Annotated in this window: 21 protein-coding genes; 13 read left to right on the top strand and 8 right to left on the bottom strand. The window is 63.4% G+C overall.

Annotated features, from left to right (window positions below):
- Positions 1-6: 6 nt before the first annotated feature.
- From VI234_RS10550 to VI234_RS10535, 4 genes are all read right to left on the bottom strand, one after another.
- Positions 7-1,329, bottom strand: a complete 1,323-nt coding sequence (locus VI234_RS10550; protein ID WP_336329954.1) for a class-III pyridoxal-phosphate-dependent aminotransferase — start codon at positions 1,327-1,329, stop codon at positions 7-9.
- 173 nt (positions 1,330-1,502) lie between these two features.
- Positions 1,503-2,450, bottom strand: coding sequence for an arginase (gene rocF, locus VI234_RS10545; protein WP_336357954.1), 948 nt, complete (start codon positions 2,448-2,450; stop codon positions 1,503-1,505).
- Positions 2,451-2,456: 6 nt separating this feature from the next.
- Positions 2,457-3,740, bottom strand: a complete 1,284-nt coding sequence (gene gdhB / locus VI234_RS10540) for a glutamate dehydrogenase GdhB (protein ID WP_336329953.1) — start codon at positions 3,738-3,740, stop codon at positions 2,457-2,459.
- 733 nt (positions 3,741-4,473) lie between these two features.
- Positions 4,474-5,280: an IclR family transcriptional regulator gene (locus VI234_RS10535; protein ID WP_008309652.1), complete on the bottom strand. Its 807-nt coding sequence runs from the start codon at positions 5,278-5,280 to the stop codon at positions 4,474-4,476.
- 536 nt (positions 5,281-5,816) lie between these two features.
- Here VI234_RS10535 and VI234_RS10530 point away from each other — a divergent pair.
- The 7 genes from VI234_RS10530 to VI234_RS10500 all read left to right on the top strand — a co-directional run bounded on the left by VI234_RS10530 (position 5,817) and on the right by VI234_RS10500 (position 13,438).
- Positions 5,817-6,542, top strand: coding sequence for a DUF7260 family protein (locus tag VI234_RS10530; RefSeq protein WP_008309654.1), 726 nt, complete (start codon positions 5,817-5,819; stop codon positions 6,540-6,542).
- Between the two features lie 242 nt (positions 6,543-6,784).
- Positions 6,785-7,297: a plastocyanin/azurin family copper-binding protein gene (locus VI234_RS10525; RefSeq protein ID WP_008309655.1), complete on the top strand. Its 513-nt coding sequence runs from the start codon at positions 6,785-6,787 to the stop codon at positions 7,295-7,297.
- A gap of 1 nt (position 7,298) precedes the next feature.
- Complete coding sequence (nosZ, locus tag VI234_RS10520; RefSeq protein WP_336329952.1) at positions 7,299-9,281, top strand: TAT-dependent nitrous-oxide reductase; 1,983 nt, start codon at positions 7,299-7,301, stop codon at positions 9,279-9,281.
- A 30-nt stretch (positions 9,282-9,311) separates the two neighbouring features.
- The gene (locus VI234_RS10515; protein ID WP_008309659.1) at positions 9,312-10,112 is read left to right on the top strand and encodes a hypothetical protein; all 801 of its coding nucleotides are present in this window, start codon (positions 9,312-9,314) and stop codon (positions 10,110-10,112) included.
- Complete coding sequence (locus VI234_RS10510; protein WP_336329951.1) at positions 10,109-11,503, top strand: right-handed parallel beta-helix repeat-containing protein; 1,395 nt, start codon at positions 10,109-10,111, stop codon at positions 11,501-11,503. Before VI234_RS10515 ends, VI234_RS10510 begins: the two co-directional genes overlap by 4 nt.
- On the top strand, positions 11,490-12,497 hold the full coding sequence (locus VI234_RS10505; protein WP_336329950.1) for an ABC transporter ATP-binding protein: 1,008 nt from the start codon (positions 11,490-11,492) through the stop codon (positions 12,495-12,497). Before VI234_RS10510 ends, VI234_RS10505 begins: the two co-directional genes overlap by 14 nt.
- Positions 12,494-13,438 (top strand): ABC transporter permease, encoded by a 945-nt coding sequence (locus VI234_RS10500; protein WP_336329949.1) that lies wholly within the window; start codon positions 12,494-12,496, stop codon positions 13,436-13,438. Before VI234_RS10505 ends, VI234_RS10500 begins: the two co-directional genes overlap by 4 nt.
- Positions 13,439-13,446: 8 nt before the next feature.
- Here VI234_RS10500 and VI234_RS10495 read toward each other — a convergent pair whose 3' ends face one another.
- The 3 genes from VI234_RS10495 to VI234_RS10485 form a co-directional block, all read right to left on the bottom strand.
- Complete coding sequence (locus VI234_RS10495; RefSeq protein WP_336329948.1) at positions 13,447-14,343, bottom strand: hypothetical protein; 897 nt, start codon at positions 14,341-14,343, stop codon at positions 13,447-13,449.
- A 39-nt stretch (positions 14,344-14,382) separates the two neighbouring features.
- Positions 14,383-15,480: a hypothetical protein gene (locus tag VI234_RS10490; protein WP_008309668.1), complete on the bottom strand. Its 1,098-nt coding sequence runs from the start codon at positions 15,478-15,480 to the stop codon at positions 14,383-14,385.
- A 171-nt stretch (positions 15,481-15,651) separates the two neighbouring features.
- Positions 15,652-16,485, bottom strand: coding sequence for an MBL fold metallo-hydrolase (locus tag VI234_RS10485; RefSeq protein WP_008309670.1), 834 nt, complete (start codon positions 16,483-16,485; stop codon positions 15,652-15,654).
- A gap of 113 nt (positions 16,486-16,598) precedes the next feature.
- Here VI234_RS10485 and VI234_RS10480 point away from each other — a divergent pair, with 113 nt between their 5' ends.
- The gene (locus tag VI234_RS10480) at positions 16,599-17,048 is read left to right on the top strand and encodes a universal stress protein (RefSeq protein ID WP_008309672.1); all 450 of its coding nucleotides are present in this window, start codon (positions 16,599-16,601) and stop codon (positions 17,046-17,048) included.
- Positions 17,049-17,201: 153 nt separating this feature from the next.
- Here VI234_RS10480 and VI234_RS10475 read toward each other — a convergent pair whose 3' ends face one another.
- Positions 17,202-17,600, bottom strand: coding sequence for a YlbF family regulator (locus tag VI234_RS10475; RefSeq protein WP_008309674.1), 399 nt, complete (start codon positions 17,598-17,600; stop codon positions 17,202-17,204).
- A 266-nt stretch (positions 17,601-17,866) separates the two neighbouring features.
- On the opposite strand from VI234_RS10475, the gene VI234_RS10470 reads away from it, so the two are divergent.
- From VI234_RS10470 to VI234_RS10450, 5 genes are all read left to right on the top strand, one after another.
- The gene (locus tag VI234_RS10470) at positions 17,867-19,141 is read left to right on the top strand and encodes a methyl-accepting chemotaxis protein (protein WP_008309676.1); all 1,275 of its coding nucleotides are present in this window, start codon (positions 17,867-17,869) and stop codon (positions 19,139-19,141) included.
- Positions 19,142-19,195: 54 nt separating this feature from the next.
- Positions 19,196-20,242: a diphthamide biosynthesis enzyme Dph2 gene (gene dph2, locus VI234_RS10465; protein WP_008309677.1), complete on the top strand. Its 1,047-nt coding sequence runs from the start codon at positions 19,196-19,198 to the stop codon at positions 20,240-20,242.
- Positions 20,243-20,306: 64 nt separating this feature from the next.
- Positions 20,307-22,238 (top strand): PAS domain-containing sensor histidine kinase, encoded by a 1,932-nt coding sequence (locus tag VI234_RS10460; RefSeq protein ID WP_336329947.1) that lies wholly within the window; start codon positions 20,307-20,309, stop codon positions 22,236-22,238.
- Complete coding sequence (locus VI234_RS10455) at positions 22,231-22,677, top strand: response regulator (protein ID WP_336329946.1); 447 nt, start codon at positions 22,231-22,233, stop codon at positions 22,675-22,677. The genes VI234_RS10460 and VI234_RS10455 overlap by 8 nt, the downstream gene beginning before the upstream one ends.
- Before the next feature lie 2 nt (positions 22,678-22,679).
- The gene (locus VI234_RS10450; RefSeq protein ID WP_336329945.1) at positions 22,680-23,753 is read left to right on the top strand and encodes a hybrid sensor histidine kinase/response regulator; all 1,074 of its coding nucleotides are present in this window, start codon (positions 22,680-22,682) and stop codon (positions 23,751-23,753) included.
- The last annotated feature ends 95 nt before the right edge of the window (positions 23,754-23,848 follow it).

Here is a 23,848-nt window from a genome sequence, read left to right as displayed (position 1 = left end):
CGAGGGTCAGGCCGACGCGACAGGGTCTGCAACCTCGGTAAACACCGAATCGAGGATGTCGAGACAGAGTTCCAGTTCGCGCTCGGTGACGTCGAGTGGCGGGAGGAGTCGGAGGGATTTCTGGCCACAGCCGAGCGTGAGAAGGCCGTGCTGGAGCGCGGTTTCCATCACGGCGTCGCGGCGGTCGGCCGTATCGAACTCCAGAGCGATCATCAGGCCGAGACCGCGAACGTCCTCGACCAGCTGACGGTCCGCCGAAACCTCGCGGAGCCGATCCATGAAGTACGTCCCCTTCTCGGCGGCGTTGTCCAGCAGGTCGTGATCCTCGATAGCGGCGAGTGTCAGTGCGCCGCGCATCGAGCCGAGGATGTCGCCGGCCCCCCACGTCGAGGAGAGCCGCGACGTTTCGGACGGGAAGATGTCCGAGCGGGAGATGGTCGCGCCGACCCGGAGCGCTTTCGCGCTCGTGATGACGTCCGGCTCGATGTCGTAGTGGTCGACAGCCCACATCTCGCCCGTGCGGCCGGCTCCCGACTGGATTTCGTCGGCGATGATCGGGATGTCGTGTTCCCGGCAGAGGTCGTCGACGGCCGAGAGGAACTCGGGGCTCGGGACGCGATAGCCGCCTTCGCCCTGTATCGGCTCCAAGATGAGGAATGCGACTTCCTCGGGCGGGATGTGGCCGGTGTCTGCGTCGAGTTTCGAACGGAGACGCTCGACTCCGGCCTCGGAGTACTCCACGTCGTGAATCCCGCTGAGTTCGGGGAACTTCCGGCGGTAGACGGACTTCGAACGGTTCAGCGAGAGCGCTCCCAGGGTCCGACCGTGGAACGCGCCGTCGAAGGTAATGCCGTACTTCGGCGTCTCGCAGTTGTCGTAGCAGATCTTCATCGCGTTCTCGACGGCCTCTGCGCCGGAGTTCGAGAGGAAGACGGTGTCGAAGTCGTAGTGGCTGGTAATGTCGGTCAGCCTATCCATCAGGTGGGCGGGACCCGGCAGCGACGTTTCGTCGGGCGAGCCGCCGGTGCTGACGTAGAAGTCCTGGCCGGCTATTTTCAGCGGGTCGACCATGTCGAACTCGTCGGCCCGGTCGAGCACTTTCGGGTTGTTGTAGCCGAGCGGCGACGCGGCGACGTGGCAGGTGAAATCGAGCAGGACGTTACCGTCCGCGTCGGTACAGAACGGACCGATTGCGTCTTCAGTGATGTCCCAGACGAAATCGTACACGTACGTGCTCGGCGCGGCGGTTTCGTGGTGGTACTCGACCCACTCGCTGCTCTGTGGGCCGGGAAGGCTATCGACACGCGGCTCCGCAGTATCGCGGTCCATGTTATCACAATCGCCATCATTGGTAATAAATCACTGTGTTCCGGCCCCGCGTGCCGGCCACACAACTGGGTGCGTGCCGCAGTTCGAAGCTGTAACAATTGAAACGATTTACACACTGATCGCACTGCCGCCATGCGATCAGGTGTACCTTGATTTTCAATGGCTACTATACGCTACAGGATCCGCTTGCCGAACGCGCTGGCGGCGAGTTCGGCCGCTCGTTCGCCCGTCGTGTTGCGCTGGTCGAGGATAGGGTTGACCTCGACGACGTCGAGCGAGCGCAGCACCGATTCGGCGGCGTCGCGGTCGGCGACCCGTTCCATCGCCGTATGTGCCTCTCGGTAGGTGACGCCGCCCGGGACTGGCGTCCCGACCCCCGGCGCGTCGTCCGGGTCGAGCCAGTCGAGGTCGAGGCTGACGTGGATGTCGTCGACGCCGTCGGTCGCGATGTCGAGCGCCTCGTCGGTGACCGGTCCGATACCGCGCTTGTCGATGTCCGCCATCGTAAAGACTGAGATATCGCTCTCACGGAGGACCGCTCGTTCGTCAGCGTCGAGGCTCCGCGCTCCGACGATGACGGTGTTCTCCTCGGCGACGTTCGGGGCGGTCGCCCACGGCATCTCTGCGAAGTCGCCGTAGCCGTGGGCGGCCGCAAGCGGCATCCCGTGGACATTCCCGCTGGGCGACGTAGTCGGGGTGTTGTAATCGCCGTGGGCGTCGAACCAGATGACGCCGAGTTCGGCCGTCTGGGCCGCACCGCGCATGGTGCCCATTGCGATAGAGTGGTCGCCGCCTAACACCAGCGGCACGCTCCCGTCGGCTATTTCCGTCGCCACCCGGTCGGCGAGGGTGTCGGTCATTTCGGCGATCGCATCGAGGTACTTCGCGCCGTCGTCGGTGGTCGCCGACTGCGACTGTAGCGTCGGCAGTGCGAGGTCCCCAGCGTCAGTGTATTCGACGCCGGCTGTATCGAGGGCGGTACTGAGGCCGCCGTAGCGAATCGCCGACGGTCCCATGTCGACGCCACGCCGGTCGGCGCCGAGCGCGAAGGGGACACCGAGCACCGCGACAGGTGACACGGAACGACTGTGGTCTCGCGAGTGGGTAGACTGAAGCGACATCCGTTGCTACGGCCATAGCCCGCGGGCGTTCATAGCCTCACCGATTCGTGAGAGCGCGACGATGTAGGCAGCCGTTCGCCATGTGACGTCACGGTCCTCGACTTCGGTCCGGAGAGCCTCCCAGGCATCGAGCATCTCGGTTTCGAGTTCTTCGTTGACCTCCTCGCGGGACCAGCTCCGGCGATTGATGTGCTGGAGCCATTCGAAATAGCTCACAGTGACGCCGCCGGCGTTGGCGAGGATATCCGGGATGACTGGGATGTCGCGCTCTTTGAACACAGCGTCGGCTGCTGTCGTTGTCGGGCCGTTCGCCCCTTCGACGACGATGCTCGCCTGCACGTCTGCAGCGTTCTCCTTGGTCAGGACGTTCCCGACCGCCGCGGGAATGAGGACGTCAACGTCGAGTTCCAGCAGCTCGGCGTTAGATATCTGCCGTGGTGCGTCGACGTCCCCTAACTGACCGTGTTCGTCGCCGTCAGCCGAAATCGATTCGATATCGAGACCGGATTCGTCGTAGATGCCGCCGTCGACGTCGCTGACAGCGACGACGGATGCGCCCCAGGAGTCGAGGAGGCGTGCGGCGTTCGCGCCGACAGCACCGAAGCCCTGTACGGCGACAGTGGCACCCTCGACGGTTCCGTCGTAGTAGTCGAGCGCTTCGCGGGCGACGATGGCGACGCTCCGGCCGGGTGCCTCCTCGCGGCCGTGTGTCCCGCCGACCGCTGTCGGTTTGCCGGTCACGATGCCGGGGACCGTCTCGCCCTCCTGCATCGAGTACGCGTCCATGAACCAGGCGACGGTCTGTTCGTCGGTCCCCATATCGGGTGCGGGGATGTCTTTCGTCGGCCCGACAACTTCGCGGAGCTCCTCGGCGAACCGACGGGTCAGCTGCTCGGTCTCCTGTGCGTCGAGCGTCGACGGGTCGACGACGATGCCGCCCTTCGCGCCGCCGAAGGGGAGGTCCATCACCGCACACTTCCACGTCATCAACATCGCCAGCGCCGTACACTCTTCGGCGGAGACGCTCGGGTGGTATCGCATACCGCCCTTGTACGGCCCTCTGACCTCGAAGTGCTGGACGCGATACCCGTTGAACACCTCGACGCTCCCGTCAGTTCGGCGGATCGGGACAGACACCTCGACGGTTTTCGATGGGTGACGGAGCTGCTCAAGCAGCCCCTCGGAGAGATCGAGGTGTTCGGCCGCCCGCTCCAGTTGGCGGCGGGCTGTCGCGATCGGCGATTCATCGTCGTCTGGTGCTTGTTCTGATGGCTCCTTCTGTGTGCTCATGATTGGTTGGTGGATTCGGCTCTTGGTTCCGGTGCGTACGCCCGTTGCTTCGGGACCAATGGGGCGAGTACGCTGCGTCGTTCAGGACACTGCTTCCGTCCTGACTGTCAACATCCGACGGCTGGAGTGAGACAGTGTATCGGCACCAATACCGGTATTGTTAATAAATATTTGGGACTGTCTGCGGGACAAATAGTTTGAACATAGCAAAACCAAGTAGACATCTTGGTTCGTCGCTTATAGAGTATTATGGGCCAGATTAGTGGCGTATTTGCGGAATATTCCATAAATATGGATTTGATATGCCCAATATGAGCAAGACCACATTGGTCAGATGAAGCTGCGCCAGATAGCATAAATGTCGATGCAGACGTGCTGTACCATGGCCTGGTACTGAACAGAGAATTATCGCGTATTTTGACTATTTCAAAAATAGACTTGGCACGGCAGTGTCGGAGCACTGTACTGGGAGAGACCACCCACGACAGGTATAACTCCCGCGGCGACCCGCCGGAAACAGCCTGTAGGCATGGCTATCGGGCCTGATACGCTACCTCGACCTCTTACTAACGATGGTACGACTGTTATTGTGACACATTTGCCGGGTGAGTCGCTCCGTTCGACGGTCACAGTAGCACAGCCGAGATTTGAGCTATCCAAATGTCGGAGACCGGACGCCGTCGTCGTTTCATGGTCGTCGCCGACACATGGCGACGAGTGTCCGACGCCGTCGTTACGTGCCCCGGTCAAACGAGGTCATTTCGAGATTGACTTCGATGAGGTTCGCGGCCTCCATCACCATCTCTGGGATTTCGGTGTCGAAACGGGTCCCTTTCAGACGGCTGGTCGGTGCAGTCACACTGACCGCGCCGACGACGGTCCCGTCGTTGTCCAGAATCGGCGCACCGACCGCCCGAAGGCCCCGAATCTCTTCCTCGTCGTTCGTCGCGTACCCTCGCTCCCGGATGGTCTCTAGCTCGTCGCAGAGCGTCTCTCGGTCCGTAATCGTGTGCTGTGTCTGTCGGGAGAGCCCTTCACGGTCGATTATTTCCTCGACGCGTTCGGACGGGAGACACGAGAGGATCGCCTTCCCCGAAGCACTGTCGTGGAGGTGCTGTGGGGCCTCCCGCAACTGGAGGTGATAGTCCATCCCGACGGCGTGTTCCCCTCGCCGCTCGTAGATGGCGACTTCGCGCCCGTCGTTTTCGACGACCAGATGGACGTATTCGCCGGACCTGTCCGCCAGTTTGTCCACTTCCTCCTGTCCGGCGGTGTAGAGTTCCGTCTCGTTGCGGACGTGTTCGCCCATCGTGACGAACCGAAAACCGAGCTGGTACGTGTCGTTGTCCTTCGTGAGGAAGCCACAGTCGGTCAGCGTCGCGAGATACGTGTGAAGCGTTCCCTGGGAGAGCTCGATTCGCTCGTTCAGTTCCTGCAACGTCGCGCTGTTTGACTCCTGAACAGCTTCGATGATCTCGCAGGCGTTCTCCACGGACTGTATCCGCCGGCCCGTGTTTTGTGTGTCGGCGTCGTCGGTCATTACCCCAGTAGAGTTGCCGTCATTATTTAAAAACCCGGATGTGAGCGATGAGCGACCGGAACACCCGCTTGGACGCTACCGACCGACAGGAAGTAATGCCACGCACAGTATGACCGTCCGACTCATTGCGGACAGAATCGGTAACAGCCGAGCTGTGAGTGTGTCTGTGCTGTGAGCCGTAGGGCGCTGTCTTATCGAGGCGTTCAGATTGACGGCCGATCTGCACCTACTATTGGTTTATAAATTCTTAAGCTATCAATTCCAATATCGTATATTGCACTTCTAGATTGAAAGTCCTGAATTCTCTCTAATATAGTCCGTTTTGCAATCCAGAAATGGCGAATATAGATATATAGTCACCTCTGATAGAATCTGCTGCTATTTTACAGTACCGTAACGCTGCTAGATCGAAACCGCACGATGGGTCCCGGAGACGGTGGTGCTAGCCGACAAGGCTATATAAATAGTCGTCCAGAACACGGGGGTGTTGTCCGGTAACTAAAACACTTATTGTTGTTACCGGCCGAGACACTAGTATGTCAACGACGCCTGCGCAGGACGGCACGCAGTGGTTCCTGCATACATGGCGAGACCACATTCTCGAGCCGATAGAGACGGCTCTCTCCGTGCTTGACGTGGAGCATACGGAACTCGCGGCCGAGCAAGGTGGTCTCGAAGACTTCCTCCAGCGCCTGCGTGCCGTCGACCCCGCCGACCAGCCCTCCTCCCCCGTCGGTGCGCGAGGTCGACAGTCCGCATCAGACCCCGTCGAAGCGCTACGGGACGCCTACGCCGACACGGTGCTGGCTGTCGACCACTACGAATCAGTGTACGACGAATCGCTGGTCGAGAACGTCGCTATCGAGTTCGGGCCGGACTACGCAGCGCTGTTTCACCCCGAGACGAACGTCGGGTTCTCGCCGCCGCTCAAACGCTCGCTGGTGGCAGCGACCGAGCAAGCAATCGACGAACGGACCTCGCTGGACCGCGCTGTCAAAATCGAACAGGAGTCGATGCGGAAGTATCGCGGCAGTCTGCAGGAGATCATCGAGACGCTCGACAGCACAGTCGTGCCCGAGTGGTATCGCGAGACGTTCCAGAGTGACGTTACTGCGCTTCTACAGGAACGCCAGGACCAGCTCCACTCAAGCGTCTACCGGTTCGAGACACACGAGTTCTGCACGTACATGTACGAAGAGCAACTCTGGACGTATCCGGTGTTGACCAGTCTCGCGCGGTTACAGGAATCTGTGGACAGCTGAACGGGCGGCTCTCTGGCAGACAGGTGTAGGCGTCACTGAAGCGCGGTGAACTGGACGCCGGCACACCCTCCCAACTTGGGGAGTACTGAGACGAGTACACAGTCGTTGTATTCTGCGGCAACCGTCACGAGAGGACACCATTCACTATCTCCGGGCGAACATATTCGCCCCGCTTCCTGCGAGATGAGAGTGCGGTTCCCTATATATACAGGTTGGTCTTCGAGTTGCAGCCGTGAGCTACCATGGAAACGCGTAGAACATTCGTGCGCGGTCTGGGTCTCGCGGCTGGAGTTGCGCTAGCTGGCTGTTCATCGGGCGGCGGCTCCGACAGTAGCGGGGACGGCGACTCAGGAAGCGGCGGTGACGGAGCAGACGGCGGCGAGACCGAGTCCAGCGACGGCGGGAGCGGGTCCGAATGGACCGAGACGAGCACCGTCGAAATGACGGACGAACTGGCATACGAGCCGAAGAAAATCCAGGTCGAGGCAGGCACGACGGTCACGTTCGAGAACGTCGGCAGCATCGGCCACACGGTGACGGCCTACGAGGACGAGATCCCCGACGGCGCGGACTACTTCGCGTCCGGCGGGTTCGACTCCCTGCAGGCCGCGAAAGACGGCTACAGCAACGGGCAGGAAGGCAACATCCCGAAAGGCGAGAGCTACGAGGTCACGCTGGAGACGACGGGGACCTACGAGTACTACTGCATCCCCCACGAGATGAACGGGATGGTCGGCACAATCAAGGTGGTCTGATATGAGCAAAAACGAAACCCCACGCGATCCGAACGAAGTCCTCGAAGAGTACGAAGAAACCCTCGACTCGGTACTGGCAGAGGTCGAGTCTCCGGACGAAACGACTGAGGACGACGATATCTCGCTGGGACTGCCCGGCCTCTCGCTCGGTCGCCGAGACTTCATGAAGGCCGGCGTCGCCGCCGGTGCGATGGGCTCTGTCGCCGGCTGTTCGGCGCTGACCGGCGGTGGCGATGGCAGTGCCGGCAGCCAGTCGACACCCTCGGGCAGCGGCGCGAGCCACACGGTCGAACCCGGCGAACACGACGAGTACTACGGCTTCTGGTCCGGTGGCCACTCCGGCGAACTACGGGTCATCGGCATCCCGTCGATGCGCGAACTCACCCGCATTCCGGTGTTCAACACCGACTGTGCGTCTGGCTATGGTTTCACCGATGATACCAGGGAACTGCTCGAAGAGAGCGGCGGCTACTCCTGGGGTGACAACCACCACCCGAACCTCTCGGAGACAGACGGGGACTACGACGGCGAGTACCTGTACGTCAACGACAAGGCCAACGGCCGCATCGCTCGCGTGAACCTCACGTACTTCGAGACGGACGCCATCACGGACGTCCCGAACATGCAGGCCATCCACGGCTGTTGTGTCCTCTCGCCGGACACGAAGTACGTGCTGGGCAACGGCGAGTTCCGCGTGCCGCTGCCCAACGACGGGACCGACGCGAAGAACCCGGACAACTACACGTCGCTGTTCGTCGCCGTCGACCCCGAGTCGATGGAGACCCAGTGGCAGGTCAAGGTCGACGGCAACCTCGACATCGTCGACACCGGCAAAGAGGGTCGGTGGGCCATCTCCTCGGCGTACAACAGCGAGGAGGCCACCGACATTCAGGGCATGACGAAGGACGACCGGGACAACGTCAAGGCCTTCGACATCCCGGCCATCGAGCAGGCCGTCGAGAACGGCAACTACGAGGAGGTCAACGGCATCCCCGTCGTCGACGGGACGCAGGAGAGTTCGCTCAACCAGGGCGACCGCCCCATCGTGAAATACATCCCGACGCCGAAAAGCCCCCACTGTGTCGAGGTCGGGCCGAACGGCGACTACGCCTTCGTCGCGGGGAAGCTCTCGCCGACGGTGACGATGATCGACCTGAACGCGCTGGCCGATTCCTCCGACCCGGAGGATGTCGTCGCCGGGCGACCGCGCGTCGGGCTCGGCCCGCTGCACACGACCTTCGACGGCAACGGACACGCCTACACGTCGCTGTTCATCGACTCCCAGGCCGTCAAGTGGGACATCGAGGCGGCCGTCGAGGCCGAAGAAGGATCCGAGGACCCCATCATCGAGAAGCAGGACGTCCACTACAACCCGGGCCACATTCAGGCGCTCGAGGCGATGACGACCGACCCCGACGGGGAGTGGCTGGTTAGCCTCAACAAACTCTCGAAGGACCGGTTCCTCCCGGTCGGCCCCATCATGCCCGACAACGACCAGCTCATCCACATCGGGCAGGGCGAGGAGGAGATGGAACTGGTCGCGGACCACCCGGCCTACCCCGAGCCACACGACTGCGTGTTCGCCCACAAGGACAAGATCGACGCCAAGAAGGTGTACGACAAGGACGACTACGAGGAGACCTACATCACGGAGGAGGACTCCGGCGTCGAGCGCACGGGCGACAACAGCGTCCACGTCAAGATGACGACCAAGCGCTCGGAGTTCGGCCTGCCGGACTTCACGGTCCAGGAGGGCGACGAGGTGAAACTCTCCACGACCAACATCGAGGGCGTGCAGGACATCATCCACGGCGTTGCCATCCCCGAGCACGACATCAACTACGCCGTGGCCCCACAGGACACCCGCGAGGTCACGTTCACAGCTGACGACCCCGGTGTGTACTGGATCTACTGCACGTACTTCTGTAGCGCCCTGCACCTGGAGATGCGCAGCCGGATGATCGTCGAACCGGCGGAGGGGTAGCGCCACAACCCATTTCGGAGGTGTTCAGCCATGCAACGACCCACCATCGACGACTTCCGTGAGATACGGCGGGGCCTCCCCGTGGGAGCGGCGCTGCTGTTCGTCGCGGCGCTCGCGTTCCCGATGTGGCAAATTAGCGTCGACGCGGTCCAGTACCCCAGCACGACGCTCCACGTCTCGCTGTACGCCTACCCCAGACTCGCCGGGGACTTTACCGAGATGGCAAGGTTAAACCACTACGTCGGGTTCTACTTCCCCGACCCGGTGCTGATCGAGCCGAACTTCCCCGTCGAGGAGAACGCCATCGACGTGCCCGAGTGGTCGCTGGGTCCGGTGGCGTTCATCGGCGTCTCGCTGCTGTCGGTGTTCGTCGCTATCGCCCCGACCACCGAGAAGCTCAAACGCGGTCTGAAGTACCAGTTCGCCGGCACGGTGTTCGTGTTTACCGCGATGCTGGTGCTCATCCAAGCCCGACTCTGGCAGGCCGGCCACACGCTCGATCCCGGTGCGCCGGTGATGGGCGTCGACGGCTTCACGCCGCCGCTGTGGGGCCAGTATCAGGTCGCCAACATCACGAGCGTCTCCCGGTTCGGCCTCGGCGCGTACATGGCCGCAGCTGCCGTTGGACTGCTCGCGGTTTCGTACTACTACCGCGACCAGGCGGCGACGTTCGGTGAGCTCCCGGTCCGAGTTCGCGACGGACTCACCGGGCTTCCCGACGCCGTCCGGGACCGCCTCGGCCGTGACGGCGACACCGACGACGAGGAGGACGCCCCGCACCGCCCGACGACCACCGCGGTCAAATCTGACCAATCAGAAACTCACTCATGAGCCCACTGTCCCACGATTTCGAGCGCGCGTTCGCCGTCGCTACCGCGGTCCTGCTCGTGCTGTCGGTCGTCGCTGTCGGGATGGCCAGCGCCGGCCCAACTGACAGCGCAGGCAGCGACGACCTCGCCTTCGACCCCGACGTGCCCGACACTGACTCGTTCACCGCCCCGTCGGCCGACGGCACCGCGACGGTCGACGGCGAGACCTACGACAGCGCGCAGGCGGCGGTTGACGCCGCAGACCCCGGCGACACCGTCACGCTCGACGGTCGCTTCGACGAGACTCTCGTCGTGACGACGCCGAACGTCACGCTCTCCGGGAGCGGTCCCGGGTCAGCGCTGCTGCACGGCGACGGCGAGGGCGACGTGCTCGCCGTCGAAGCACAGGGCGTCACCGTGACGGACCTCTGGGTCCGCAACAGCGGCTACAGCACCGCGACGAACGACGCCGCGATATTCGTCAACGGAAGCGACGTCACCGTCCGCGACAGCCGCGTCACCGACATGACCTTCGGTATCTGGCTCGACGGCGTCGACGACGCCGAGATCCGCAACAACACCATCGTCGGCCGCGAGGAGATTACGCAGCTGACCAAGCGCGGCAACGGCGTCCAGATCTGGAAGACCGAGGACAGCGTCATCCGGAACAACGACATCACCACCGTCCGGGACGGACTCTACTTCAACTGGGCGAAAGACGTCAACGCCAGCGGGAACACGATGTGGGACCTCCGCTATGGAGTCCACTACATGTACTCGGACGACTCGCACCTGCGGGACAACACCGCCTTCGACAACGACGTCGGGTACGCGCTGATGGTGTCGAAACACCTCGTCATCGCGGACAACGTGGCGGTGAACAACAGCGGGCAGTCCGGCCACGGCATCCTTGTCAAGAGCATCGACGACACGGACATCCGCGGCAACCACCTCGTCGACAACGAGAACGGGCTGTTCGTCTACAACTCCGTCAGCAATCGCATCGTCGGCAACCTCGTCGTCGGCAACGACATCGGTGTCCACATCGCCGCGGGGAGTACCGACGGCACCGTGACCGAGAACAGTTTCATCCGCAACAACAGACCGGTGCTGGCGGTCATGAGCGACCAGGTCCACTGGAACGAGAGCGTCGGGAACTACTGGTCCCGGGCGAACCCGACGGACGTTGACGACGACGGCGTCGGCGACACCCGCTACCAGCCGGCCGGGACCGTCCAGCAGGTCACCGCGAAAAAGCCCGCCGCGCGAGTGTTCGCCAGCAGCCCGGCCTTCGACGCCGTTCGGCTGGCCGAGTCGTCCGTCCCGGTCGTCCAGTCGCCCGGCGTCGTCGATGCCCGCCCGCTGACCGAACCACCCCACGAGAACTGGAGGAGCTACTATGAACGTGATTGATGTCGACGACGTATCGAAATCCTACGGCGACGTGCAGGCGCTTGACGGACTGAGTCTGTCTGTCGAACAGGGGGCCACCCTCGGCGTGTTCGGCACGAACGGGGCCGGCAAAACGACGCTGTTCAAACTGCTCGTCGGACTGAACCGACCGGACGATGGCAGCGTCTCCGTCGCCGGCGCGGACCCGACCGACGGGACCACCGTTCGTGAACGAGTACGCTACCTGCCGGAGCACGCCGGTTTCCCGCCGAGCCTGACCGGCCGCGAGATACTCAGCTTCCACGCCCGGATGCGCTCGGTGCCCCGGGAAGACCGGGCCCACCACGTCGAGCGCATCCTGCACACAGTCGGACTCGCAGACGCCGCGGACCGCCGCGTCGGCGGCTACTCCAACGGGATGAACCGTCGGCTCGGCCTCGGCACCGCGCTCGTCGGCGAGCCGGCCGTGCTGATACTCGACGAACCGACCGCGGGGCTCGACCCCGACGGCATCCGGGCGTTCCACGAGGTCGTGGAGTCCCTGGCGGCCGAGACGGACGTGACTATCGTCTTCTCCTCGCACGCGCTCGGGGAGATTCAGCGACTCTGCTCGGAGGCGGTCATCATCGCCGATGGACAGGTGGCGACTGCGGGACCGGTCGAGGAGCTTCGCCGCGCCGCCGCCGACGAGGTGACGGTGTCGCTGTCGCTCGCGTCCGAGGCGGTTGCGAGCGACGTGGCAGGCATGCTTCGCGACCACGAGGGCGCGTCGAGTGTCAGCCGCGCCGGCGTCGACCTGACTGTCACCGCCACCCCGACCGACGCGTACGACCTGCTAACCGCCGTCGGTGAGGGATACGACATCGACCGCTTCGAGGTCCGCGAGCCGGGCCTCGAAGCCGCGTTCCACGAGGCCGTCGAGGCGGACGACAGCGATGGCCCCGGCTCCGACAGCACGGCGGCGGCAGCGGCTGCGGAGGCGGCGACCGAGGACTCCGGAGGTGAGCCGGCATGAGCGAGGGCGACTCCTCGACAGATCCGACCCCGGACGGCGGCGTCGTTTCGGTCGACGCTCCGGCCACCCGGTTGCACGACGGCGGAACCGAGGGGAATACGGCCACGGACGCGGCCGACGGATCGGCGCTTGCCCGACTCGCCGACAGCAGTCTGCTCACCATCGCGCGCCGGGAATACCGGCTGGCCGTCCGGAGCCGATGGGCGCTCGGCGTGGCGCTGCTGTTCGGCCTCTTTACCACCGCCGTCGTTCAGTTCGGCGCGAGTTCGGTCGGCCCGGGTCGCTTCGACGCGGTCATCGCGACCATCGCCGAACTCGGCGTCTACCTCGTCCCCCTGACGGCGCTGGCGGTCGGCTACGACGCCATCGTCGGGGCCGACGAGCGCGGGTCGCTCGAACTCATGCTCGCGCTCCCGGTGACGAAAGGCCGTGTCGTCGTCGGGACCGCCGTCGGCCGGGCGGCGGTGCTGTCCGGCGCGATGTTGCTCGGCTTCGTCCCCGGCGCGCTGCTGACCGTCCGCTACATCGGTCTCGCCAGCGTCGGCCAGTACGCGGCTGTCGCCCTCGCTGCGGTGCTGACCGCCTGTGCGATGCTGGGCGTGGCAGTGCTGGTCTCGACGGTCGCCCGGACGAAGACCCACGCGCTCGGTGCCGCACTCGCCATCTGGCTGTGGGTCGCGCTGTTGCACGACCTGGTCGCACTGGGGGCCGTCGCGGGATTCGACCTCGGGTCCGGCGCTATCGCCGCGGCAATACTCCTCAATCCCGTGGACTGCTTCCGCGTGCTCGCGCTCTCACAGGTGGACGTGGTCGCCGGCGGCTTCGGCAGCGTGCTGGCACAGGCCGGGCTGACCACGCCGATGGTCGCCGCGGCGCTCGCGGCGTGGATCGTCGTGCCCGTCAGTGTCGCTGCGAAACTCATCCAGCGACGCCGTCTCTGAAAACGGTTTTAGACCGACTGCAGCGCTGTTTCTTCCGGTTCCTCGAACAGACTGGCGACCTGTTTCGTCGTCTCGGTGCGCTCGTGGGCGTTTTCCAGAAGCACGGTCTCGCTGGGGAACAACTGCTCGCCGAGTTCGAGGCCGTGGTCGCGCGCGGTCGACCCCGTGACGGTGAGGTAGACGCCGAGGCCGGTCGCCGCGATGTCTTCCTCTTCTTCGCCGCCCTCCGTCGGATAGGTAAAGGAGACGCCGTCGAGCGCGCTCGTCCCGAGAACGGCTTCGACGAGGCGCTCGTAGCGCGGTGAGATGCAGAGTTCGCCCTCGTAGTTGGTGACGAAGGCCCGGTCGAGAGGGCCGTCCTGTGAGTCAATGACATCCGGCGTCGCCAGCAGGGTGTGATACACCGTATCGCCCAGCCCGGTCACGACCCGTACGTCCGTGTCCAGCGGGTCGATGCGGTCGTTGATCTCGTGGATGGCGGTCAGCGGTTCGTCCCGAAGCTGGACGACTTCTTCGAGAACGAGGTCGGCGCTGTCGAACCCGAGCGCGAACTCGTGGGTCCGGAGCGCCCGGAACGGCTCCTCGCGGCCGACCAGCTGGACGTCACCGTGTTCGGTCGGAACCGTGACGCTGTCGAAGACGATCCGTCGGGGCATCCCGTCGCGGTCGTCACGGAGCAGCGTGTATTCCGGCTCGTATGGCTCATCGATCGAGGAGTAGTCGCTGATGCGATGGTACACGTCGGCGACCGCGTCCTGGTTACCCTTGGTGACGGCTTTCTCGTAGCGAAGCGTCGAGATGATATCGTCGGCCAGGTCGGTCGTCCCCGTTCGTCCGGCGAGTCGCTCCAGCACTGCTTCGAGGGGCCGGCCCTTGCGCGGAACGGCCACTCTCGTCGTCGTCATTATGCAGGCACAGACGGGGGATCGGTAAAACGAGTTCGGTTATTCGCCGCCGCCGATAACCGACGACAGCTGTTCGCGCCACTGTTTGAGCTCTTCGATCTCCGATTCGGTTTCGTCGATCCGGTCGGCGAGTTCGCCGTCGTCGATCTCCTCGCGGACAGCTTCGATATCGTCTTCGAGGGCGTCAAGCTGCCCTTCGACGCTCTCGACATCCCCGGAGAGGTCGTCGACCTGATCGGAGGCGGACGTGGCTGCATCCGTCGCCGACTGGACCTCGTCCTCGAAATCCTCCAGAGTCGCTTCGAAGGAATCGAGGCGCTCGCCGAACTCCTGAATCATGTCCTCGCCGGTGCCGTTCTCTTCGAGGAACTCCTCGAGAGCGTCGGTGTACGCACGGAGGTCCGCGACATCGCTCTGGATGCGCTGGATCCGGGCGTCGTTGACGCCGCCGGCGTCGCTGTCGTCCTCGGAGACGGCGTCGAGCGCGCGCTTGAGGAGCTTCACGTCTTCGGGGGAGACGTTCTGATCGCGGATTTCCTGTGCCATCGTCGCGACGACAGCACCGGATTGGACCTCGGAATCAGCCGGTGCGGCGTTGCTCTCTTCGGGGGCCTCGACGCTTGAGTCCGGGTTGTTCGGGTCCGAAAGATCCAGTGTCTCGATGTCCTCGTCGTCATCGTCTTCCAGACCGGGAACGCTGTCGGCGTCACCGGCGATAACGTCCCGAACAGCCTCGTCGCCCCCACCGACGAGGTCTTCCTCATCTTCGTCCAGAGGCGGGTTCACACTCTCGATTTCGGGTTCCGTCAGGAACTTCTCGACGTCGTCGGTTCCCGTCGCACGGATACCGTAGACGGTCGTGTAGTCGGCTTCGGGTTCAAGTTCCTTCTCGAAAGCGATCCGGTTTTCGTTGATATCCCAGTACTCGCTGCCGTACTCGGGGTGGAAGCCCAGATCCTCGACTGCTACGTCTTCCGGAACGGTGTCGACTAGCCTGACCGTCACCGGAACAGACCGTCGCGAAGTGAGATTGAACGCTATCGCGGGTACGGGGAACTCGTCCGCCTCGAACCGCTTGGTCACTGTCACGCCATCTGCGGCGACAGTGACTTCGTCGTAGGCTTGCGAATTGCTCATGGTCTGTATGGTCTCAGCAATAGTATTAAAGGTACGTACCTGACCAACATTTACACCTTTTTTCTATACGATACTGGTTAATATAATATAGAGACGTAACCTCAGTAACACGAACAGGACGTGAGCCAGCAAAGACGGACAGACCGTCCGTGCGACACTGGCAGACCGTTGTCAGTCGAGATCGTACCGGTCGCCGATTTCAACGATTGAAAGCGTCGAGGGATGCGCGAAGCTGTTGGCGTGGTTGTGCAGGACGGTCGGCTCCGTCGTCATCCCCTTCCACATGTCCCAGTGGGTCGGGACGAGGGTGTCCAGTTGGAGTTCGTTCGCGGCTTCGATAATCATGTTCTCGTCGTTGTACCACTGCGTTCGCGTGGGTTCGCCGGTCTCCTTGTCGTCTATCATCCCGACGGTCCCGAACGCGAGGACGCCGACGTCGATGTCGTAGCGCTCGCCGACGGTTTCGAACTCGCCGGGGCGGGCGTCGCCGCCGTGGAAGAACGTGCCGGATTCGTGTTCGAACACGTATGACACCGGATGGTCGGCGTCGGGGTCGTTTGCCGGTTCGACGTGGACCGTCAGGTCGCCGATTTCGAGCGTATCGCCCTCCGTGACTTCGTGCAGTTGGTCGTCGGTGACGCTGTAGTTCTCCAGCCACGCTTCCTCCCGGATGACTTCGTGACCGCTGTCGGTCGTGTAGTAGTCCGCGCCCGTCCCAGCGAGAATCGGGGCCTGTGACGGCCCGTGAACGTGGTCGGTGTGTTCGTGGGTGCCCAGAACCGCGTCGCACTCGGTGATGTCCTCGGGGTTGAACGGCACCGGGACCATCCGCACGGTCCGCGGGGGGTCGCCCGTGCCGAGATACGGGTCGATGAAGACGGTCGTTCCGCCGCTCGATTTCACGATGAAGCCGTTACAGCCCAGATACCAGATCGCCAGCCCGTCAGGCGTCGCCGACTCCACCGCACGCGGGAGCCAGTCGTCCCAATCAGATTCGACTGTCATGTGCAGAGATGCCACGCCCGGTCGCTAAGATGTTTCGAAGACGCCGGGTCGTCTCCCGCTGTCTGAGAACGGAACCCTCGGTTTATTTCCCAGTTGGGAGAAATACGACCTGTATGTACGATCACATCCTCCTCGCCTCGGATGGGACAGAAGCCTCGACCAACGCCGAATCCCACGCGATTGCCCTCGCAGCGGAACACGGCGCGGCCCTCCACGCGCTGTATGTCGTCGACGAAGACGTGTACACTGCCTACAGCGGCGACGAGTACGTCGACGAGTCGGAGGGGCCGGAACACGGCCTCGAAGAGACGGGCCAGGAGACGCTGGCCCGGATAGAGGCCGATGCAGAGGCATCCGGCGTCGACGTGACGACGACTCTGAAACACGGACGGCCGGCCGAATCCATCATCGAAACCGCCGACGAAGCGGACGTCGACCTGCTCGTCCTCGGGACGAAGCGGCGGCCGGCGGAGTACCGGAGTCTCCTCGGCAGCATCACCGACAAGGTGCTTCGGCTGACCGAGCGACCGGCGGTCGTGGTGAAAACCGAAGTCGAGGAGTGACAGCACAGCCCGGCCAGCGGGGCCGTGTCACTGACTGGCGATAGCTGTCGGTGGAACAGTGCGGCTGACGGATGGTAGCTGTCGGCGGCATCTGCGTTCCTGACCGGTAGCTTCGGAGTCTGCGAAAAACGCGACCGCGAGAAGTACCGCTGTTCAGTCCTCGCAGCAACCGCCGGCTTTCTGGCCGAAGTCGACGGCCAGTTCCTCGGAGACGATCTCGTTGAGTTCCTGCAGGCGCAGTTCGAGTTCGTTCTGGGCCTCCAGATAGTCGCTCATCACCGGGATGTCGTGGAGTTCCTCCTGCTTTTGCTGGACCTTCCGGAGGTCCTCCTGCGAGGCGTTCCCGGTCTGGCGGGCGAGCATGAACTCCTCGCGGATCTGCTCGAACTCCTTGATGGCCGCCTGCGCCTCGTCGTGGTTTTCGACGGCGTCTTTCGTCTCCTTGAATCGCTGGTACACCGGCAACTCGGCGATTGCCTCGCCGAACTCTGTAGCGAGCGCCTCGACGTGGTCACCGTCGATATCAGCGGCGGTATCGGTCTCGATACTCATCACCGATTGGTATGGACTCGGGCGGTATAGGCCTGCCGAAACCGGGTTGTTTCAGGCGGGATAGCTGCCCAGTGCTGGTACGACAGGCTGCGTCTGTTACCCCGTGGGACTGCTGTTCCAGTCGTGAATTCCCGTCTCTCCTCGGTGTCAATATGACGCCACTCCGTTATCAGCGGTTGTAATCGGCCAGAAATCATTTACCCAGGTCATTGCTGTTTACGGTAATGGCTAAACAAGCTACAGCGAGGGAACTGCTGCCGGAATCTGTGGACAACAGCGGAGAATTCTGGCTCCACGCGTTCGAGTCGCTTGTCGAAGATCTACCAGAAGCGGCGTTCGTGGTCGACGCGGACGGCGATATCACACACTGGAACGACACGGTCGAAGGTATGCTCGGGCTCCCGGCGAGCAAGGCGGTCGGGATGAACGCCTACGACGTGTTTGGCACGGAAGGCCAAGACGAGACGCTCGCCCAGGAGGTCATCAGAACCGGGGAGCCAGTCCGCGAAAACGAGTTCCGCTCGGCCGAACGGCCAGACGGGACGATGGCACACGCGCGGGCAGTGGCAATCCCGCTCATGGGTCCCGGCGGGGACGCTATCGGTGCGCTAGAGCTACTGATCGATTTCAGCGATATCGTCGAACAGCGCGAAGCGCTCCAGAACCTCCAGTCGCAGATGGCGACGGACGTCGAGTCGGCGGTCGGCGAAATCAGCGACTCCGCCGCGGCCGTTACCGAGCAGTCCGACGAGATCAAAGACATGGCCGGCGAGCAGTCCGACAACCTCGACGAGGTCCAGTCCGAGGTCTCCGGGTTCAGCGCGACCGTCGAGGAAATCGCCTCCAGCGCCGAGGAAGTGAGCAGTCAGAGCGGCGAGGCCAGGGAGCTCGCCGAGGAGTCCGTCGAGACTGCCGAGGAAACCATTGAACGCGTCGAGGACGCGACTGAGTCCGCCGAACAGGTCGCGTCGGACTCGACGGAGCTTCGGGGTCACATCGAGGAGATCGACGAGTTCGTCGAGGTCATCAACGACATCGCGGACCAGACGAACATGCTGGCGCTGAACGCCAACATCGAGGCCGCGCGGAGCAACAGCGACAGCGACGGGTTCGCGGTCGTCGCCGACGAGATCAAGGAACTGGCCGACGAGTCCAAACAGCACGCCGACGAGGTCGAGCGCATCGTCGGCGAGGTCCGCGAGATGGCCGACAACACCGCCGAAAACGTCGAAGAAACGACCGATGCGGTTCAGCAAGCCCTCACCGATCTGGAGACGGTGCTAGACAACCAGCAGGCCATCCTCGACGCGACCTCGGAGACGGAACAGGGTATCAGCGAGGTCGCGGAGGCGACGGACGACCAGGCCGCAAGCGCCGAAGAAATCGCCAGCATGATCGACGAGATCGCCCAGCGTGCCGCCGAGGTCTCCGAGTCCATCGACGAACTGGCTGACGCCAACGGGACGCAACACCAGATGGCTCGTGACTTAGAGGAGAACGTCGAGCGGGTCGAGCGACAGCTCGCCGAGATTATGGAGTAACTGTCGCTCGCCGAAACACGGGGGTTATGGCGCTCGAACCGATACAGGGTTGCAATGAGTCAAGAGCGGACTGACGGCGACCTCCGGAACACCGGACTGTCGCTCAAACACGACCGCGAGTGGGATTACGAGCTTGACCGAATCGTCGAAGCCGTCGAGGAGCGAGACGCCGAGAAGGTGGGACTGCAGTTCCCCGAGGGGCTGAAACGCCGCGGCCCGGCCGTCGCCGACGACCTCCGCGAGAACCTCCCCGACGATGTGACGGTACTGCTCTCGGGACAGCCGTGTTACGGGGCCTGCGACCTCGACACGTACATGATGCGCCGGACGGACGTGTTCGTCCACTTCGGCCACTCGCCGATGAAGGAATCGGACAAGATCATCTACGTGCCGCTGTTCTCCAACGTCGACGTCTTCCCCATCATGGAGCAGGCCCGCGAGGAACAGCTCGCGGACCCAGAGGAGGACCCTGACGTGGGGCTGGTGACGACGGCCCAGCACATGAACAAGTTCGACGAGATGCGCGAGTGGCTGGAAGAGCGTGGCTACACCGTCCACACGCGCCGGGGCGACGAGCGGCTCACCCACGAGGGACAGGTGCTCGGCTGTAACTACGCCAGCGCCGACGTCGACGCCGACCAGATGCTGTACGTCGGCGGCGGGAAGTTCCACCCGCTCGGGCTGGCGATGGAACACCCCGAGAAACACGTCGTTATCGCCGATCCCGTCAACAACGTCGTCACCGTCGCCGACACTGAGAAGTTCATGAAGCAGCGCTACGGCGCGGTCCACCGCGCGATGGACGCCGAGTCCTGGGGCGTCATCTTCTGTACCAAAATCGGCCAGGGCCGTTGGGACAAGGCCCAGGAGATCGTCGACAACAACGAGAACGCCTACCTCATCACGATGGACGAGGTGACGCCGGACCGGCTGACGAACTTCGGGATGGACGCCTACGTCAACACCGGTTGTCCCCGTATCACCACCGACGACGGCCCGCAGTTCAAGAAGCCGATGCTCACGCCCGGCGAATACGAAATCGCCATCGGCGAGAAGCCACTCGACTCGCTGGAGTTCGACACCTTCAAAGGTACCTGGTAACCGCTGTTCTCACCTCTGAGAACAAGAGACATACTGTCTTGTAGTTCGAGCGCCGAAAGGAGCTATGGCTTCTACAGAGGATGCTGTTATTTATCAGGATGTTTTTGACGCGAGTCCGGACCCGATTATGGTCCACGATGTCGACACCGGGACCGTGGTCCGGGCTAATGAGGCCGCGGGCGCGTTGCTTGGGTGTGCGCCGGCGGACATCGTCGGGATGCATGTCGGCGAGTTCAGCCCCTCGGGGTTCTCCACGGCGGACGCAAACGACCTGATAGCCGAGGCAGCCACGTCGGGGTCGGCGCAGGTCGAGTGGGCGACCGAGGGTCCCGACGGCGCGGACCAGCTGGTCGAGGTAACGCTCGAGCGAGCCACTCTCGGCGACGAGACTCGCGTTGTAGCGTTCATCCACGATGTGACCACCATCCGTGAGCAGGAGCGAAAGCACACAGAACAAAGCGAACAGCTCCAGACGCTGATGGAGAATCTCCCTGTCGTCGTGTTCACGCTCGACCCGGACGGCGTGTTCACCTACTCGGCCGGGAAGGGCCTGGAAGGACTCGGAGTGGAACCCGGCGACTTCGAAGGGACGTCGGTGTTCGAGGCCTACGGCGAGTACCCAAACATCATCGCCGCCGTCGAACAGGCGCTGGACGGCGAGGAGGTCCGGGTGACCCAGGATATCGACGACCTCGTCTTCGAGACGTGGTATCGACCGGTGTTCGACGATGCCGGGCAGGTCAAACAGGTCGTCAGTGTCGCCCGAGACATCACTGACCTCAAGCGCCGCGAGGAGCGCATCGAGGCGCTCAGCGACGCGACCAACGAACTGCTGTACAGCCGCACGGAGACTGCGGCCGCAGACACAGTCGTCCAGATCGCACAGCGTATTATCGACCAACCACTTACCGCAATCTGGTCCTACGACAGCGGCGACGACACGCTCTATCCCATCGGTGCGACGGCGATGGCGACCGAGTTCGCCGGCGTGGAAACGCCGGCAGACCTTCCGCCGATGGGTCCAGGCAGCGACGAACACCGTATTTTCCACGCCGGCGAACCCACCGTGATAGAGGACTATCAGGAGCTGTCGAACCCTTCAGCACCGGCGATGCCGATGCGGACGCTCCTGTGCCTCCCGCTCGACGACTGGGGAATGCTGTGTATCGGGTCCGACACCGTGTCGTCGTTCGACAACGACGAGCGGTTCCTGCTGGAGATTCTCACGAGTACGGCGGCTGCCGCGCTGGAGCGACTCGAACGCGAGACGCGGCTCAAATCGAAACAGGCCGAACTGGAGCGCTCGAACGAGGCGCTCCAGCAGTTCGCCTACATCGCGTCCCACGACCTGCAGGAACCGCTCCGGATGGTGTCGAGCTACGTCGACCTGCTGAACAGCGAGTACGGCGACGACCTCGACGAGGAGGCCGCCGAGTACATGGCCTTCGCCGTCGACGGTGCCCACCGGATGCAGGAGATGGTCGACGCCCTGCTCCGGTACTCCCGCGTCGAGACGAAGGCGGGCGACTTCGAGGAGACGGACCCGGAAGCGGTTCTCGACCGCACGCTGGACGCCTTGCAGATGCGAATAGAGGAGGTGGACGCTACCATCACGGCAGAGTCACTGCCACGCGTCGACGCCGACTCGAACCAGGTCGGCCAAGTGTTCCAGAATCTGCTGGAAAACGCCATCGAGTACGCGACGGAGGCCGGCATCGAACCCCATATCGAGGTCAGCGCCGAAGAAGACGACGGCATGGTGACGTTCACCGTCTCGGACAACGGGCCGGGGATTCCGGCGGCGGACCGCGAGGAGGTGTTCGACATCTTCCACCGCGCCGGTGCCCACGACACGGAGGGCACCGGCATCGGGCTGGCCGTCTGCCAGCGAATCGTCCTGCGCCACGACGGCCGCATCTGGGTCGAACCGTCCGACGACGGCGCGACATTCAAATTTACGCTGCCCGCGGTGACGGGGGTGAGTGGCGATGACTGACTCCAGCGAGGGGCGGCCGGTGGAGATTCTGCTGGCGGAGGACAACCCCGGCGATGTCAAACTGACCGAGAAAGCCCTGGAGAAGGGGAAGGTGCTGAACAACCTTCACGTCGTCAACGACGGCGTCGAGGCGCTTGCGTTCCTCCGGCAGGAAGGTGAGTACGGCGACGCACCGCGGCCGGACCTGCTGTTGCTCGATCTCAATATGCCCCGCAAAGGAGGGCAGGAAGTCCTCGAAGAGATGAAAGGCGACGAGTCGCTCCGGCGGATTCCGGTCGTCGTGCTGACCAGTTCCGAAGCGGAAGAGGATATCATCGAATCGTACGACCTCCACGCGAACGCCTACCTGACGAAGCCAGTCGACTTCGACGGGTTCGTCGACATCGTGAGTAGCGTCGAGGAGTTCTTCCTCACGGTGGTCAAGCGGCCGCCGAAATAACGATGACCGAGACGGTACATCTCGATGTGCTCCTCATCGAGGACAACCCGGGCGACGCCCGCCTCGTCGAACATCACCTCAACTCGCCGGCTGTGGCGCATTTCGTCGACGACGTGACGGTTTCCCACGTCGAGTCGCTGGCCCCGGTCGCCGATCATTCCGGGGCGGCGTACGACGTGGTGTTGCTGGACCTCGGACTCCCAGAGTCCACGGGGCTTGCGACGCTCGACCGGGCGACCGAGATGGTGGACGCAGTGCCGATCATCGTCCTCACGGGGATGCAGGACCGGGAGGTGGCTATCGAAGCGATCAACCGGGGCGCACAGGACTACCTGCCGAAGGAAGACCTGGACGGTGACCGACTCGTGAGGGCGCTCCGGTACGCAGTCGTCAGGAGCCGCCAGCAGCGTGCCATTCAGCGCCAGACCGACCAGATGGATTTCTTCAACAGCATCCTGCAACACGACATCCTCAACGGGATGAACGTCATTCGGGCGCGCGGGGAACTCCTCGAAGACACGCTCGACAGCGAGGAACGCGAGTACGCGTCGACCATCGTCCAGTGGAGCGACGACCTCATCGAACTCACCGAGAAGGTCCGGTCAGTGCTGGAGACGGTCACCGAAGAGGGCGGACGGGACCACGGACACCGGGAGCTACAGGCCGTCCTCGACGATGCAGCGGACCGCGCCCGGTCAGTCAGCGACGACTGTACCGTCACAATCGAGCCACAGGCGGTCACTGTCGTCGCCGACGAGTTGCTCGATGACGTGTTCGGGAACCTCTTTCTCAACGCGGTCGAACACGGCGGCGACGACGTAACTATCGACGTGACGACGACGGTCGAGGAGGGGGTCGTGACTGTCCGTTTAGCAGACGACGGAGACGGGATTCCGAGCAGTGATGCCCGCCGCATCTTCGAGCGTGGCGAGAAAGGGTCTGAGTCCGGCGGCACTGGCTTCGGCCTCTACTTCGTGGACACGATGGTCCGGAGCTACGGCGGCGATGTCTGGGTCGAGGACAGCGACAGCGGCGGTGCAGCGTTTTACGTTGAACTCCCGCACGCGACTCTGTAGGGGTGGCTGCTTGTCACACCGTCATCGCTCGGGTGCATTTCAGCTCCTGAGAAACGGGTCCGAATCTTCAACTCCCGGGAGACCGAGTCACCTGC

Origin of the sequence: Haloarcula sp. CGMCC 1.2071 (genome assembly GCF_037078445.1) — an archaeon.
In the GTDB taxonomy this organism is placed as follows: Archaea; Halobacteriota; Halobacteria; order Halobacteriales; family Haloarculaceae; genus Haloarcula; species Haloarcula amylolytica.
The sequence above is the reverse complement of the archived record's forward strand: the minus strand, read 5'-3'. Positions and strand labels throughout refer to the sequence as shown.

Coding starts and splice junctions, on each gene's coding strand:
- VI234_RS10475 (WP_008309674.1), bottom strand. CDS start 17,600: ATGAGTATCGAGACCGATACCGCCGCTGATATCGACGGTGACCACGTC.
- VI234_RS10495 (WP_336329948.1), bottom strand. CDS start 14,343: ATGACGACGACGAGAGTGGCCGTTCCGCGCAAGGGCCGGCCCCTCGAA.
- VI234_RS10535 (WP_008309652.1), bottom strand. CDS start 5,280: ATGACCGACGACGCCGACACACAAAACACGGGCCGGCGGATACAGTCC.
- VI234_RS10505 (WP_336329950.1), top strand. CDS start 11,490: ATGAACGTGATTGATGTCGACGACGTATCGAAATCCTACGGCGACGTG.
- VI234_RS10455 (WP_336329946.1), top strand. CDS start 22,231: ATGACTGACTCCAGCGAGGGGCGGCCGGTGGAGATTCTGCTGGCGGAG.
- VI234_RS10460 (WP_336329947.1), top strand. CDS start 20,307: ATGGCTTCTACAGAGGATGCTGTTATTTATCAGGATGTTTTTGACGCG.
- rocF (WP_336357954.1), bottom strand. CDS start 2,450: ATGTCGCTTCAGTCTACCCACTCGCGAGACCACAGTCGTTCCGTGTCA.
- VI234_RS10550 (WP_336329954.1), bottom strand. CDS start 1,329: ATGGACCGCGATACTGCGGAGCCGCGTGTCGATAGCCTTCCCGGCCCA.
- VI234_RS10500 (WP_336329949.1), top strand. CDS start 12,494: ATGAGCGAGGGCGACTCCTCGACAGATCCGACCCCGGACGGCGGCGTC.
- nosZ (WP_336329952.1), top strand. CDS start 7,299: ATGAGCAAAAACGAAACCCCACGCGATCCGAACGAAGTCCTCGAAGAG.
- VI234_RS10490 (WP_008309668.1), bottom strand. CDS start 15,480: ATGAGCAATTCGCAAGCCTACGACGAAGTCACTGTCGCCGCAGATGGC.
- VI234_RS10515 (WP_008309659.1), top strand. CDS start 9,312: ATGCAACGACCCACCATCGACGACTTCCGTGAGATACGGCGGGGCCTC.
- VI234_RS10525 (WP_008309655.1), top strand. CDS start 6,785: ATGGAAACGCGTAGAACATTCGTGCGCGGTCTGGGTCTCGCGGCTGGA.
- VI234_RS10450 (WP_336329945.1), top strand. CDS start 22,680: ATGACCGAGACGGTACATCTCGATGTGCTCCTCATCGAGGACAACCCG.
- VI234_RS10530 (WP_008309654.1), top strand. CDS start 5,817: ATGTCAACGACGCCTGCGCAGGACGGCACGCAGTGGTTCCTGCATACA.
- dph2 (WP_008309677.1), top strand. CDS start 19,196: ATGAGTCAAGAGCGGACTGACGGCGACCTCCGGAACACCGGACTGTCG.
- VI234_RS10510 (WP_336329951.1), top strand. CDS start 10,109: ATGAGCCCACTGTCCCACGATTTCGAGCGCGCGTTCGCCGTCGCTACC.
- gdhB (WP_336329953.1), bottom strand. CDS start 3,740: ATGAGCACACAGAAGGAGCCATCAGAACAAGCACCAGACGACGATGAA.
- VI234_RS10480 (WP_008309672.1), top strand. CDS start 16,599: ATGTACGATCACATCCTCCTCGCCTCGGATGGGACAGAAGCCTCGACC.
- VI234_RS10485 (WP_008309670.1), bottom strand. CDS start 16,485: ATGACAGTCGAATCTGATTGGGACGACTGGCTCCCGCGTGCGGTGGAG.